The sequence below is a fragment of the Burkholderia sp. AW33-5 genome (assembly GCF_053427615.1).
The window spans coordinates 391,956-406,084 of record NZ_JBSAXA010000003.1 but is presented as its reverse complement, the minus strand read 5'-3'; the positions used below and the strand labels follow the sequence as shown (position 1 = coordinate 406,084).

At 68.1% G+C, this 14,129-nt stretch carries 11 protein-coding genes and 2 pseudogenes; 7 read left to right on the top strand and 6 right to left on the bottom strand.

What is annotated here, in order from left to right; translation table 11 throughout:
* Positions 1–22: 22 nt before the first annotated feature.
* Together ACV22V_RS08655 and ACV22V_RS08650 are read left to right on the top strand one after the other, a co-directional pair.
* Positions 23–256: pseudogene (locus tag ACV22V_RS08655) on the top strand (hypothetical protein); the annotation flags it as partial.
* Between the two features lie 120 nt (positions 257–376).
* Positions 377–778 (top strand): PPC domain-containing DNA-binding protein, encoded by a 402-nt coding sequence (locus ACV22V_RS08650; protein ID WP_448013560.1) that lies wholly within the window; start codon positions 377–379, stop codon positions 776–778.
* 36 nt (positions 779–814) lie between these two features.
* On the opposite strand, the gene ACV22V_RS08645 is transcribed toward ACV22V_RS08650, so the two are convergent.
* The 3 genes from ACV22V_RS08645 to ACV22V_RS08635 form a co-directional block, all read right to left on the bottom strand.
* Positions 815–2,101: an Nramp family divalent metal transporter gene (locus tag ACV22V_RS08645; protein WP_448013559.1), complete on the bottom strand. Its 1,287-nt coding sequence runs from the start codon at positions 2,099–2,101 to the stop codon at positions 815–817.
* Between the two features lie 230 nt (positions 2,102–2,331).
* Positions 2,332–2,580 (bottom strand): adhesin, encoded by a 249-nt coding sequence (locus ACV22V_RS08640; RefSeq protein WP_448013558.1) that lies wholly within the window; start codon positions 2,578–2,580, stop codon positions 2,332–2,334.
* A 474-nt stretch (positions 2,581–3,054) separates the two neighbouring features.
* Positions 3,055–3,489 (bottom strand): universal stress protein, encoded by a 435-nt coding sequence (locus ACV22V_RS08635; protein ID WP_059526413.1) that lies wholly within the window; start codon positions 3,487–3,489, stop codon positions 3,055–3,057.
* Between the two features lie 426 nt (positions 3,490–3,915).
* Here ACV22V_RS08635 and ACV22V_RS08630 point away from each other — a divergent pair, with 426 nt between their 5' ends.
* The 5 genes and pseudogenes from ACV22V_RS08630 to ACV22V_RS08610 all read left to right on the top strand — a co-directional run bounded on the left by ACV22V_RS08630 (position 3,916) and on the right by ACV22V_RS08610 (position 8,529).
* Positions 3,916–5,400 (top strand): amidase, encoded by a 1,485-nt coding sequence (locus tag ACV22V_RS08630; protein WP_448013557.1) that lies wholly within the window; start codon positions 3,916–3,918, stop codon positions 5,398–5,400.
* Positions 5,401–5,646: 246 nt separating this feature from the next.
* On the top strand, positions 5,647–6,339 hold the full coding sequence (locus tag ACV22V_RS08625) for a hypothetical protein (RefSeq protein ID WP_059698315.1): 693 nt from the start codon (positions 5,647–5,649) through the stop codon (positions 6,337–6,339).
* A gap of 127 nt (positions 6,340–6,466) precedes the next feature.
* Positions 6,467–7,288: an arylamine N-acetyltransferase family protein gene (locus ACV22V_RS08620; RefSeq protein ID WP_448013556.1), complete on the top strand. Its 822-nt coding sequence runs from the start codon at positions 6,467–6,469 to the stop codon at positions 7,286–7,288.
* Between the two features lie 98 nt (positions 7,289–7,386).
* Positions 7,387–7,561, top strand: a pseudogene (locus ACV22V_RS08615) (CopG family transcriptional regulator).
* A 107-nt stretch (positions 7,562–7,668) separates the two neighbouring features.
* Entirely contained in the window at positions 7,669–8,529 is an 861-nt protein-coding gene (locus ACV22V_RS08610; protein ID WP_059526395.1) for a class I SAM-dependent methyltransferase, read from the top strand.
* 25 nt (positions 8,530–8,554) lie between these two features.
* Here ACV22V_RS08610 and ACV22V_RS08605 read toward each other — a convergent pair whose 3' ends face one another.
* The 3 genes from ACV22V_RS08605 to ACV22V_RS08595 all read right to left on the bottom strand — a co-directional run bounded on the left by ACV22V_RS08605 (position 8,555) and on the right by ACV22V_RS08595 (position 14,077).
* Entirely contained in the window at positions 8,555–13,396 is a 4,842-nt protein-coding gene (locus ACV22V_RS08605; RefSeq protein ID WP_448013555.1) for an NAD-glutamate dehydrogenase, read from the bottom strand.
* Positions 13,397–13,550: 154 nt separating this feature from the next.
* A complete protein-coding gene (locus ACV22V_RS08600; protein ID WP_448013554.1) occupies positions 13,551–13,772 on the bottom strand; it encodes a hypothetical protein in 222 nt (73 codons plus the stop codon).
* A gap of 116 nt (positions 13,773–13,888) precedes the next feature.
* Positions 13,889–14,077: a 4-oxalocrotonate tautomerase gene (locus tag ACV22V_RS08595; RefSeq protein ID WP_014898956.1), complete on the bottom strand. Its 189-nt coding sequence runs from the start codon at positions 14,075–14,077 to the stop codon at positions 13,889–13,891.
* Between the last annotated feature and the right edge of the window lie 52 nt (positions 14,078–14,129).

Here is a 14,129-nt window from a genome sequence, read left to right as displayed (position 1 = left end):
CGCGGCCGGTCGTAACGGCTGACGTGGGAGGCCCGGACATCGTCCGGGCCTTTCTGTTTTCCGGCGCTCGGGTTCGCGCCTGTTCGCGGACAGCTTGCGGCCGCGCTGGTTCGTCGCGGGCGGCACGGGGCTCGCGCCGGTCCTGTCGATGCTCAGGCGCATGGCCGAGTATCGGGAGAGGGGCGACGCGCGGGAAATTGCCGTCGCGGCCGGCGTGCCGGACGCGCAATTCGCGTGCGAGCGATTCACCGTGTGATGCGCGTGCCGCACGTTGCGGTGACGCAGGTGCGGCGCGTCATCCGGCGGGCGACTTGCCGAATGGCCGGGTCGAACGTACTCTTTGTCGACACCCCGGCCCACCCGCAGGTTATCCACCATGCAAGCCCATCCTTTGCGTCTTTCCCCCGGCGACGATCTGCGCGCATCGATCGAGCAGGCGTTGCGTCGGCTCGACGCACACGCGGCATTCGTGATCCAGGGGATCGGCAGCCTGAATGTCGCGCAGCTTCGCTTTGCCGGTGTCGACGCGCCGACCGAACTGCGCGGCGACCTCGAGATCCTGACGCTGGCCGGTTCGGTCTCGCCGGACGGCGCGCACCTTCATATGTCGGTGTCCGACGCGAACGGCCGCGTATCGGGCGGACATGTCGCGCGCGGCTGCGTGGTGCGGACGACCGCCGAGATCCTGCTCGTGCTGTTGCACTCACATCGTTTCTCCCGTGAACCCGATGCGGGGACCGGGTTCGACGAGCTGGTGATTCGTCCGGAGTCAGGCTGATCGTGCGCACGGTCGGGCGCATGTGACCGATGTGGCTTACCCCGGCACGAACACCCCCATCGCCGCGATCGCCATCGCGAGCGTCGCGGCCCAGCCGCCCCATGCCAGCGCGCCCGTCACGGCGAACTTGCCCATGATGCGCCGGCTGCCGGCCATCAGCATCATCACGACCATGATCGGAACGGCGGTCACACCGTTGATGACCGCACTCCAGTAGAGCGCGCGGATCGGGTCGAAATGCATGAACGTGATCGCGACACCGCCGACGATCGCCAAGGCGATCACCGCATAGAATTCGGGCGCGACGCCGAGCCGCAGCGCGAGGCTGTTGCGCCAGCGGAAGCTGCCTGCGGCCGCATAGGCGGCCGAGCCGGCGAGCACCGGCAAGGCCAGCAGGCCGGTGCCGACGATCCCGAGCGCAAACAGCGTGTACGCGAAGTGTCCGGCAATGGGCTCGAGGGCGCGCGCGGCGTCGGCGGACGTCTTCACTTCGATGTGGTGCATGTAGAGCGTGGCCGCTGCCGTCAGCGTGATGAAGAACGCAATGACGTTCGATACGCCCATGCCGACCCAGGTATCGAAGTTGATTCGTCGCAACTGCGCGGGCGCCTGATGCGGTGCGCGCCGTAACGCATGCTGGCTCGGCTCCGCATGCAGTTCCTCGACCTCCTGCGACGCCTGCCAGAAAAACAGATACGGGCTGATCGTGGTGCCGAGCACGGCGATGACCGTGGTCAGATAGGCGGCGGTGAACTGGACATGCGGCCGCACGATCGCGCGGCCGACCTCGCCCCAGTGGACGGGCACGATGAGCGCCACCGCGACATACGCGAGCAGGACCAGCGCGATCCATTTGAGCAGACGCGCATAGCGGTCGTACGGCACGAAAATCTGCAGCACGACCGACACGCCGCCCAGGCAGACGACATAGAGTTCCTGAGGGCCGTGCAGCAGAAGATTGACCGCCGCGCCCATCGCCGACAGGTCGGCCGCGATGTTGATCACGTTCGCGATCAACAGCAATGCCACGGCGCTGTAGAGCAGCCATGGCGGGTAGTGCGCGCGCATGTTCGACGCGAGGCCCTTGCCCGTCACGCGGCCGATGCGCGCGCTGACCAGCTGGATCGCCGTCATCAGCGGATAGGTCAGCAGCAGCGACCAGAGCAGTTCGAGTCCGAACTGCGCGCCCGCCTGCGAGTACGTTCCGATGCCTGACGGATCGTCGTCGGCGGCACCGGTGACGAGGCCCGGCCCGAGGCGTCGGAGCCATGTTGCCGCGCGCGGACGAGGCTGCGCGGTATCGAGGGACTCGTTGTCGTTCATGGCGGCGACCCGTGGGGAGGGGCAGTCGAGTCGCAATCGGCGTGCCCGGGCCGTCAGGCGGGCGGTGCCGGTCGGTCAATGCGTTCCGAATACCGAACGCGGCGCGGCAGAAAACCGGCTTGGCCGACGTTGGGGAAGCCGGGGGATGCGGGAGAAAACGGACTGCGCTCGTGAAAGCGTGCGGCCGGGCGGCAGCGAGAGCGACGCAGCCGGGGCGATACGCGTCGGCGTCAGCGAGCCGCCATCGCAACGTTCCGATCGCCGCGCCCGGTCACCAGGCAGCCGGACATGAACGCCTCGCGCTGGCTGTCGGCGGCCGCGTTGCCGAAGCCGCGGCTGAGCGCGTCGTATTTCACCTGCTCGGCGCCCTGCGAGCACGCCATCGGGCTGGCGTCGCGGCCTTGCGCGTGCAGCAGTGCCCGATCGCCGATCAGGTAGGCCAGCAGCGCGAAAAAGGCGATGTGCACCACTCGTCTCATGATTCGTCTCCTTGTTACGCAAGCGTAACGCGGACACGTTTCGGGAGGCACTTGGGGCTTCCCCCGGTAAACGTCTGCGGAAATGGCGGCAGGCCGGGGCGCTCGCATACCGCTTTCTGCCGCGCGAACGAGGAAAGGAGCGGTGGCCCGCCGCACCGACGCGCGATTGATGCGAGTTTGACGAATGTCAGGTTAGGGGCAGGGCGAGACGGTCGCGCCGGCAGTCAAAGCGATAGCATGAATGCATGTTTCAACGGAACGCGATGCGCGGCAAGCGATGCGCGCAGCGGCTCCGGACGCAGCAGGTACGTGCCGAACATCGCTATCGAAATAGTGAGGAATCCAAATGCTTGACGTCTCTTCCGTCCTGATCAGTCTCGCGCCGCTGTGGGCCATTCTGCTGATTGCATCTTCCGCCGCGACCTACCTCGTGTTCTGGCGCAAGGTCATCAAGTAAGGTAAGCGCCGCACCGTTCATCGCACTGCCGTCACCGGCACATTCGAGATTCGCACGAGCCGGTCCATCACGCTGCGACGGAACATCGACAGCATCGCGTGAAACGGATCCTGCCGCGGCGCGACGACGACGATTTCGTCGCAGCCGGTCTCGGCCGCGACGGCCGCGATCGTGTCGGCCACCGGCCCGACCTTCTTCACGATGCTGTACCGGACACCGGCTTCCCGCAGCACCCGCTCCGCCATCGCCAGATCGTCGCACGCGAACTTGTCCTCGATCGACTGTAGCCGCGACAGCGGGTGAAACGCCTCGAGCCGCGTCGACTCGAGCGGCGCCTGTACGTTGATCAGCACGATTTCGGATGCACAGCGTTCGCGATACAGGAAGGTCGCGTGGCGGACCGCCTGCAGCGAGCGGGGTGAATGTCCGACCGGAACCAGCAGTTTGAGCATGGAAAATGCTCCGTAGTCGAGATGTTCCCAGCGTAGTGCGCCGCCGGATCGCGCGACCTAAATAGATTGGGCGGGCGCGTAAAAATGTCGTCAACGTCCGTCGCCTCGTGTTGCGCCTATTAGAAATATAAGAAATTTAGGTTTATGCGCATAAACGTTTACACCAATCGGCCGGGCAGCAGCCCGACGCTGGCGGTCGAGCGGCGCACCCCCGCCGATTTAGTCGAATCCTCAATGAATCGCGGCGGAAAATATCGGAGGTCGAGCATCCGGCGTCGCGTAGAGTAGAGCATCGACCGCGCCGCGGCCCGCCGTTGCTTCTTCCCGGCGCCTTCCCGGCGCCTTCCCGGCGCCTTCCCGGCCGTTCGCGACGGACCGCCGCCACCATGCGGCCCGCCATTTCATACCGATTCCAGGAGACCTCGCATGCCGCACGACGCCCCGCAGCTTCTCGCTCCCGCTTCCATCACCGTCGATCCGATCGTGCGCCTGTCGGCCGGCGAGCTCGCGTCGGCGATCCGCGGCAAGGCGGTTTCGTGCGTCGAGACGATGCGTGCATATCTCGATCACATCGAGCGCGTGAACGGCGCGGTGAACGCGCTGGTCTCGCTGCGCGAGCGCGCCGTGCTGCTCGCCGAAGCCGCGGAAAAGGACGCCGCGCTGGCCCGCGGCGAGTATCACGGCTGGCTGCACGGGATGCCGCAGGCGCCGAAGGATCTCGCGATGACCAAAGGGCTGCGGACGACCTACGGCTCGCCGATCTTCCGCGATAACGTGCCGCAGGCCGACTCGGTCGGCGTCGGTCGAATGCGCGCGGCGGGCGCGATCTTCATCGGCAAGACCAACACGCCGGAATTCGGCCTCGGCTCGCATACGTTCAACGAAATCCACGGCGCGACACGCAATCCGTACGACCTGACGAAGAGCGCGGGCGGCAGCAGCGGCGGCACGGCGGCGGCGCTCGCCGCGCGCATGCTGCCGGTCGCGGACGGCAGCGACTTCGGCGGCTCGTTGCGCAATCCGGCCGCGTTCTGCAACATCTACGGGTTCCGGCCGTCGCAGGGCCGCGTGCCGCGCTGGCCGGGCGTCGACGTGTTCATGCAGCAGCTCGGCATCGAAGGGCCGATGGGCCGCACGGTCGGCGACGTCGCGCAGCTGCTCGCGATTCAGGCCGGCTACGACCCGAACGATCCGCTGTCGCTCGCGGAAGATCCGGCCGTGTTCGCGAAGCCCCTCGACAAGGACCTGCGCGGCGAGCGCATCGCTTGGGTCGGCGACTGGAACGGTTATCTCGCGACCGAGCCGGGCGTGCTCGCGCAGTGCGAAAAGGGCCTCGCGACGCTGCGCGAGATTGGCTGCGACGTCGATGCGGCGCTGCCGGCGTTCGCGCCCGAGCGCATCTGGCGCCTGTGGCTCGCGCATCGGCATCTGCTGTCCGGTGGCGGGCTGCTCGCGCACTATCGCGATCCGGCACGGCGCGCGCTGCTGAAGCCCGAGGCGATCTACGAGGTCGAAGGGCTGCTCGCGATGCAGGGCGCCGAGGTGTTCGACGCGAGCATCGAGCGCACCGCGTGGCACCAGGCGGTGCTGAACTTCTTCGACCGCTACGACTTCATCGCGGCACCGACCGCGCAGGTGTTCCCGTTCGACGTCGAGCAGCGCTGGCCGAAGGAAATCGCGGGCCGCGCGATGGACACTTACCACCGCTGGATGGAAACGGTCGTGCCGTGGACCCTGGCCGGCTGCCCCGTGATCAGCGTGCCGGTCGGCTTCAACGAAGCGGGGCTGCCGATGGGGATGCAACTGATCGGCCGGCCGCGCGCGGACCTCGCGGTGCTGCAGCTCGCGCGCGGCTACGAGCAGGCGGCCGACTGGGTCGGCCAGCGTCTGCCGGCGTGGATGGCTGCGTGATGCGCGCCGCGGCGTCGATCGCGGATTCCCGAAACAAGCGCGATTGATGCGGAAAAGGAACGAATCCGGACGCGTGCCCGGCATCGCGCGGCAAACGCGGACGAATGCGCGCGGCGAGTCCGGACGGCCGCGGAATTGCAAGCGGCCGCGGCGCGCGATTTCGTTTCGATGTGTTTCAGTCGTTGCGGCGGCGCGCGACGCGCTTCGACAATATCGGCCTCAATCACTCGGGCACGAGGCAAACAGATGAAGCATATTCGCGTGACGGGCAAGCAGCTGGCATCGGCGGGCATCGCACTCGGCATCCTGCTGGGCGCCAACGGCGCCGCGCATGCGCAGCTCGACCTGCAATCGATCGGCTCGGCGCTGCTCGGCGGCGGGCAGCAACAGGCCGCACCCGCGCAGGGCGGCGTCGCGCAGCTGATGCAGGCATACGTCGGCGCGAATCAGCAGGTGCTGGCCGGCCAGTCGTCGCTCGCGTCGGCGATGGGGCTTACCGGCGCGGCCGGGCAGGCGCAGCAGGCCGCCAGCCTGCTCGGTGGCGGCAACGCGTTGACGCCGGCCGCGCTGTCGCAGATGGGCGGCGCGCAGCAGTCGGTGTCGCAGGCGCTCGGCCAGGCATTCGCGAGCGGCGGCGCGACGCACGGCCCGGTCGACAAGCAGGCGTTCAGCAACGGTCTCGCATCGCTCGGCCAGGGCCTCACGCAGTATTCGCAACTGCAATCGGGGCTCGGCAATCTCGGTTCGACCAGCGCCGCATCGCTGCTCCAGTCGGGCCTGAATCCGCAGAACATGCAGGCCGCGTCGTATATCGCGCAGAGCGCACCGGGCCAGTTGCAGTCGCTCGCGTCGACGCTCAGCCAGGCCGTGCAGTTCGCGACGAGCCAGGGCATTTCGGTGCCGGCGGTCGCGTCGTCCGCGCTGAAGCTGCTGCCGTAACGTTGCCGCGAACCGCGCGCCGCGGTGCCGGCGGCGCGCGCGGATTCGGGATGGCCCTGCGCAACATGGGGATATCGCGCGATGCTATCGTTGCGTGTTCCCCGTTCCCCGTTCCCGGTGCCGGTTCATGACTGACTCGTTCGACCTCCCGCGCTACTTCGCCCGCATTGGCTACGACGGCCCGGCCGAGCCGACGCTCGACGTGCTGCGCCGGCTGCATTTGCTGCACCCGCAGGCGATTCCGTTCGAAAACCTCAATCCGCTGACCGGTGCGCGTGTCGCGCTCGACCTGCCGGCGATCGTCGACAAGGTGATCGGGCGCCGCCGCGGCGGCTACTGCTTCGAACTCAACAAGCTCTTCTACACCGCGCTCACGACGATCGGTTTTCGCGTGACGCCGCTGATCGCGCGCGTGCGCTGGATGAGGCCGCCGGAGATCGTCACCGCGCAGACGCACATGCTGCTGCGCATCGATCTCGACGGCGCGGCGTGGCTCGCGGACATCGGCTTCGGCAGCGCGACGCTGACCGCGCCGCTGCGCTTCGTGCCGGGTGAGCGGCAGATGACGCCGCACGGCGCGTTTCGCGTCGTCGGCGCGCCGGTCGACGGCGAGTTCGACATGCAGTTCGAGATCCCCGACGGCTGGCAGACGACTTACCGCTTCTCGCTGAAACCGGCCGAGTGGATCGATTACGACGCCGCGAACTGGTTCACGTCGACCTATCCCGAATCGATCTTCGTGAACGACCTGATTGCCTGTCGCGTGCTGCCGGACGGCCGCGCGGCGCTGTTCAACACCGTGCTGACGCTGCGCGACGCGGCGGGCGCGGGGCGCACCGTCACCTTCGACGACGCGGCTGCGTGGGGCGCGTGCCTGCGCGACACGATCGGCATCGATACGACCGGCTTCGATCTCGACGCGCTGTTCGCGCGGGTGGCGGCGCGGTGAACTCGATATAAACACGTTGGAGCGGCGTCGACGTCCGCCGCGCCGCCGGCTCCGGTGTCCCGATTGAAATTTGCTGGATTGCTGGCATGCTAGCGCGCATGACCGACGAAGAAGTGAAGCAATTCAACGTGTATCTGCCGCTGAGCCTGATCCGGCGGGTCAAGCATCGCGCCATCGAAACGGAGCAGTCGCTGTCCGCGCTGGTGGCCGACACATTGCGAGTATCTGGCGGCACCGCAGCCGGGGGCCGGGCTGTCCACCACGGAGGAATGACATGTCATCCGAGCGAATCGAAGCCGTGTATCTGACGACGCACAACTGGGGCAAGTCGACGAAGTCCTTCCGGGCGCCGGGCAAGCCGGGCGCGTGAGGCCGCGACGATGACCGACCTCCATCATGACGCCCCCGACAGCACCGCCGCACGCGTTGCGCTGTGGCGCGCGCTGCACGTCGAACTCGATGCGCCGCCGCACGTGCTCGCCGACGAAGTCGGCCTGCGCCTGCTCGCGCCGGCGCCCGGCTGGCAGCAGCGCGGCGACATGGATCCGCGGTTCACGCGGCCGTTTCGCGCATCGATCGTCGCGCGGGCGCGCTTCATCGAGGATCTCGTCGTCGAGCAGGCCGCGCGGGGCGTGAGCCAGTACGTGATCCTCGGCGCGGGCCTCGACAGCTTCGTGCAGCGCCGGCCCGAGATGGCGTCGCGCCTGACCGTCTTCGAGGTCGATCCGCCCGCGCCGCAGGCGTGGAAGCGCCGCCGGCTGACCGAGCTCGGCTTCGGCGTGCCGGACTGGCTGCGGTTCGTGCCGGTCGATTTCGAGGCGAAGCAGTCGTGGCGCGACGCGCTCGTGCGCGCGGGCTTCGATCCGGGCAAGCCGGCGGTCGTCGTGTCCACCGGCGTCAGCATGTACCTGACGCGCGACGCGAACGCGGCGGCATTGCGCGAAGCCGCGTCGCTCGCGCCGGGTTCGACGTTCGCGATGACGTTCCTGCTGCCGCTGGAGCTTGCCGATCCGGACGTGCGTCCGGGGCTCGAGATGGCCGCGAAAGGCGCACGCGCGAGCGGCACGCCGTTCATCAGCTTCTTCCTGCCGGCGGAGATCCGCGCGCTCGCGACGGAGGCCGGCTTCGCGCGGGCCGGGCACGTGTCGGCCGCGGAGCTTGCACGTCGCTACTTCGCCGATCGGACGGACGGCCTGCGCCCGCCGGACAACGCGGAAGAGTTGCTCGTCGCGACGGTGTGATCCCGGCGCGACTCGGAGTCACCCGTCACGCGCGTTCGAGCACGGCCATCTCGCGCACGACCACCAGCAGCACCGCGAGGCTCGCGCCGCCCGACGCGCGCAGGTCGGCGAGCAGATGCTCGTAGCGCTGCAGCGCGGCTTCGCGGCGTTCGCGCCACGCATGGACGATCGTCTCGGGCGCCGTCGAATCGGCCGATTCCGCGAGCGCACTGGTGGCGAGCGTGCGCTTGAGCCGCGCGATTTCCGCGAGCGCGGCCGCGCGCGCCAGCATGTCCCAGTGCGTCGGGGTCGGCAGCGTGGCCGCGCGTTCGCCGATCCACCCGTAGTTCAGCAGCGTGCCGAGCGAGAAGTAGACGCCCGCGACCAGTTCGAGGCTGCGGTCGCAGGTCGCGGCCACTTCGGCGATGTCGAGCAGCGCGGCGGAGATGTCGCCGCTCGCGACACGCACCGCGAGCGCGCTGTCGACGCCGGCATCGACCAGCACGCGCTGCCGCTCGGACAGCGCTTCCAGATCGTCGGCCGGCAGCAGCGACGGCAATTGCGGCGCGATGCGCTGGACCGCGTCGCGGCAGCGCGCGATCAGTCCGGCGACGCCGCCGTCGGCCACCGCGCCCGACTGAAGCTGCCGCAGGAACCACAGCGCCGCGCGCTCCAGCAGCCGCGCGACGTCGACGAACATGCGCGCCTGCACGTCGTCGGCGACGCGGTTGTCGAGTGCGTCGATGTCGCGCCATACCGCATCGAGATCGAACACGTCGCGCGCCATGATGCAGGCGCGCACGATGTCGCCCGGCTTCGCGTCGGTTTCCTCCATCAGCCGGTGCACGAACGCACAGCCGACCCGGTTGACGAGCGCGTTGGTCAGGTGCGTCGCGAGGATCTCGCGGCGCAGCGGGTGGCGATGCATCGGTTCGCTGAAGCGCTGCTGCAGCGGCTTCGGGAAATAGTCGACGAGCATCGCGGCGACGAGCGGATCCTCGGGCACGTCGGATTCGAGCAGCGCGTCGTACAGCCACATCTTGCTGTAGGCGAGGAGCACCGCGCGCTCCGGCGACGTGAGGCCCTGCTTCGCGGCCTGCCGCTCGGCGATCTCGTCGTCGGTCGGCAGGAACTCGATCACGCGGTTCAGGCGGCCCGCGCGTTCGAGCCAGCGCATCAGGCGCGCCTCGGCGTCGAGCAGCTCGACGCCGTAGCGGCCCGCGATCGACAGCGCCTGCGTCTGGTAGTAGTTGTCGCGCAGCACGAGCAGCCCGACTTCGTCGGTCATTTCCGCGAGCAGGGCGTTGCGCTGCTTCTCGGTCATCTCGCCGTCGGTGACGACGAGCCCGAGCAGGATCTTGATGTTGACTTCGTGATCCGAACAATCGACGCCGGCCGAGTTGTCGATCGCGTCGGTGTTGATGCGGCCGCCGCGCTGCGCGAACTCGATGCGGCCGAACTGCGTGCAGCCGAGGTTGCCGCCTTCGCCGACGACCTTGCAGCGCAGGTCCGCGCCATTTACGCGTACCGCGTCGTTCGCGCGATCGCCGACCTGCTGGTGGGTTTCGCGCGCGGCTTTCACGTAGGTGCCGATGCCGCCGTTGTACAGCAGGTCGACCGGCGCCTGCAGGATCGCGCGGATCAGCTCGGTCGGCGGCAGCGCGTGCGCATCGATGCCGAGCGCGGCCTGCACGGCCGGCGACAGCGGGATCGTCTTCGCGGTGCGCGGATAGACGCCGCCGCCCGCCGAGATCACGGACGTGTCGTAGTCGGCCCAGCTCGAGCGTTCGAGCGCGAACATCCGCTGGCGCTCCGCGAAGCTCGTCGCCGGATCGGGGTTCGGGTCGAGGAACACGTGCCGGTGATCGAACGCCGCGACGAGCCGGATATGCGGCGACAGCAGCATCCCGTTGCCGAACACGTCGCCCGACATGTCACCGACACCGACCACGGTGAAGTCGGTCGTCTGCGTGTCGACGCCCATCTCGCGGAAGTGCCGCTTCACCGATTCCCAGGCGCCGCGCGCGGTGATCGCCATCTTCTTGTGGTCGTAGCCGACCGAGCCGCCGGATGCGAATGCATCGTCGAGCCAGAAGCCGTATTCGTGCGAGATCGCGTTCGCGTAGTCGGAGAACGTGGCCGTGCCCTTGTCGGCCGCGACGACGAGATACGGATCGTCGGGGTCGTGCCGCACCACGTCGGGCGGCGGCACGATTGCGTTGCCGGCGAGATTGTCGGTCAGGTCGAGCAGGCCGCGCAGGAAAGTCTGGTAGCACGCGACGCCCTCGCGCATCCACGCTTCGCGATCGCTCGGCGGCGGCGGGTTCTTCACGACGAAGCCGCCTTTCGAGCCGACCGGCACGATCACGACGTTCTTCACCATCTGCGCCTTCATCAGCCCGAGCACCTCGGTGCGGAAGTCCTCGCGACGGTCGGACCAGCGCAGCCCGCCGCGCGCGACGCGCCCGCCGCGCAGGTGCACGCCCTCGACGCGCGGCGAGTACACCCAGATCTCGAACATCGGCTTCGGTTCGGGCAGGCCGGGCACCTTCGCCGGATTGAACTTGAACGACAGATACGGCTTCGATTCGCCGTTCGCGTCGTGCAGGAAATAGTTGGTGCGCACGGTCGCGTTGATCACGCCGAGGAACTGGCGCAGGATCCGGTCCTCGTCGAGGTTGGGGACCTGGTCGAGCGCCGTCTCGATCGCCTTCAGCACGCGTTCGACCTGCACGTCGCGCGTGCCGCCGGTGGCCGGGTCGAAGCGCAGCAGGAACAGCTCGACGAGCTGTCGTGCGATCGCCGGGTTGCCGGTCAGCGCGCGCTCGATATACGCGTCGCTGAAGGTCGAGCCGACCTGCCGCAGGTATTTCGCATACGCGCGCAGGATCGTGACCTCGCGTGCGCTCAGGTGCGCGCGCAACACGAGACGGTTGAAGTCGTCGTTCTCGATCCGGCCGCTCCAGATGCGATCGAACGCGTCCTCGAACAAGTCCTTCACGCGCTCGATGTCGAATTCGGTATCGTCCGCGAGTTCAAGGCCGAAGTCGTGCACCCACGCGGGCGCGGCATCCTGCGTCTGGATCCGGTACGGCCGCTCCTCGTCGACGCGCACGCCGAGATGCTCGAGCATCGGCAGGCTGCGCGACAGCGCGATCGGGTCGCCCGCGCGATACACCTTGAAGCGGAACGCGCGGGCCTCGGCCTCGATCGGGCGATACAGGTTCATCGCGAGCTGGCCCGACTCCTTCACGCGCTCGATCAGTTCGATGTCGCGCACGGCCGTGCGCGCCGGGTAGTCGTCGCGATAGCCGGCCGGGAACGAGTCCGCATAGCGCTGCAGCAGGCGGTTGCCTTGTTCTTCTCCGAAGGCGTCGAGCAGCGCGTCGGCGAGATCGTCCTGCCAGCGGCGCGTGACTTGCACGAGCCGCGTTTCGAGTTCGCGCGTGTCGACGTCGGGCATCGTGCCCGGTTCGGCATGGACAACGAAATGAATTCGCGCGATCGCCGATTCCGACAGTAGCGGCGTGAATTCGACGTTCACGCCGTTGTACGCGTCGACGAGCAGCTTCGCGATGCGGCGGCGCAGGTCGGTGTTGTACTTGTCGCGCGGCACGAACGCGAGGCACGACACGAAGCGGTCGAAGCGGTCGCGCCGCACGAACAGGCGCGTGCGCTGGTGTTCCTGCAGGCGCAGGATGCCGAGCGCGATGTCGTAGAGCTGGTCTTCGTCGGCCTGGAACAGTTCGTCGCGCGGATAGGTTTCGAGCACCGTCACCAGCGACTTGCCGAGATGTCCCTTCGGCAGGAAGCCCGCACGCTTCACGATGTTCGCGCATTTGCGGCGCACGATCGGAATATCGGTGTACGAACCGAAATAGGACGTCGACGTATACAGCCCGATGAAGCGGCGTTCGCCGCTCACCTTGCCGTCGGCGCCGACGAGTTTGACGCCGACGTAGTCGAGATAGCCGGGCCGGTGCACGGTCGCGCGCGAGTTCGCCTTGGTCAGGAAGATGGGCCAGGGGCCGGTGATGATCTCGGCGGCGGCCGGCGGCAGCGGCGTCACGTCGGGCGCGCCGGGTGCGCGCAGCGATTCGCGCAACAGGCCGAAGCCGGAGCCTTCGACGCCGCGCAGCCCGAAGCCCGTGCCGTCCGACACGAGCGCGTAGTCGCGCTGGCCGAGGAACGTGAAGTGATCGGCGGCCATCCATTCGAGGAACGCGCGCGCCTCGATGTCTTCCGCGGTGGATTCGCGGGCCTTCATGTCCTTGATCGTCGCGCGCGCGATGTCGACGATCTTCGGCCAGTCCTCGACCGACGCGCGCACGTCGCCGAGCACGCGCGCGATGTCGTCGCGCAGCGTGTCGAGCAGCGCGGCGTCGCCGCAGCGGTCGACTTCGAAGTGGATGAACGACGCGAGTTGCGACTGGCCGTCGCCGGGCGTCGCGCCACCGGCGTCGACGCGCTCGATTCCGCCGTTGCCGCCGCGCCAGATGCGGAACACCGGGTGCAGCGCGGAGTGCAGCGCGAGTCCGAGGCGATTGACGGCCATTGTGACCGAGTCGACCAGGAACGGCATGTCGTCGTTGACGATCTCGATCACCGTGTGGTCCGAGTGCCAGCCGTGCTGTTCGAGGATCGGGTTGTAGACGCGCAGCCGCTCGCTGCCGGGCACGAATTTCTGGGCGGTCTGCCAGTGCGCCATCGCGGCGCCGTAGAGGTCGGCGATGCTGCGATTCTGCAGATCGTCGGCGTCGACGAAATCGTAGTAATGACGCAGGAACGGTTCGACGATCCGGAACGTGGCTTCGGGCAGGCGCCCGCGCGCGAATTCGACGACATCGGAGAGCAGGTGTGCGACGACTTCCTCGTTCTTCGCTTCCATGGCGGTCTCCCGGGTGGCCATTGGCTGCTGCGTGTGTTCGGCATTATGCGCCGATTGATGTGCCGGTTGCGTGACGAAGCGATGTGCGGGCGCACAACGCGGAGCAGGGAAGGGCGGCCGCATGCAACGCCGGTCGCCGGCGTCGCATGGGAGGTCAGGCCGGCGCCGGCGGCTTCAGATCGGGGTGCCGCGCGGAGAGCGGATTCATGATGTCGGGCAGCATCGTGGTCCGCAGCGGCGACACGAATTCGCGAGAGGCGACGGATTCGTGTCGCGGGCGGGCCTCGTCGACCTGCCGAAGCGATCGATCCGGTTGCGCGCCCATCGAAAGGATCGTGTCGTTCAGTGCGGCGGCGATACGCAGCGCGTCGAGCATGCGGTAGCCCGAGCGCGCCGCATCGTGCGGCGCGTGCGTCCGGATGTCACCGCGATGTCACCACAATTCGAACGCACGTCGCAGGGCAGGTTCCACCGGCGCCGAACTTGCCGGTATCAGCGCTCGTCGCTCCACAGCTTGCCGGCCGTCGCCCAGTTTTCCTTCTTCACGTCGGCGAGGATGATGTCGACCGAGCCCGGGTCGCAACCGAGTGTCTCGCACGTGACGCGCGTGATCGCTTCGACGAACGCGCGCTTCTGCTCGACCGTGCGGCCTTCGAACAACTGGATATTGAAAGTCGGCATGACTGAATGCTCCGATGGTTGGGGGTGAACGATTCGTCGGGAGAGTGGCGAT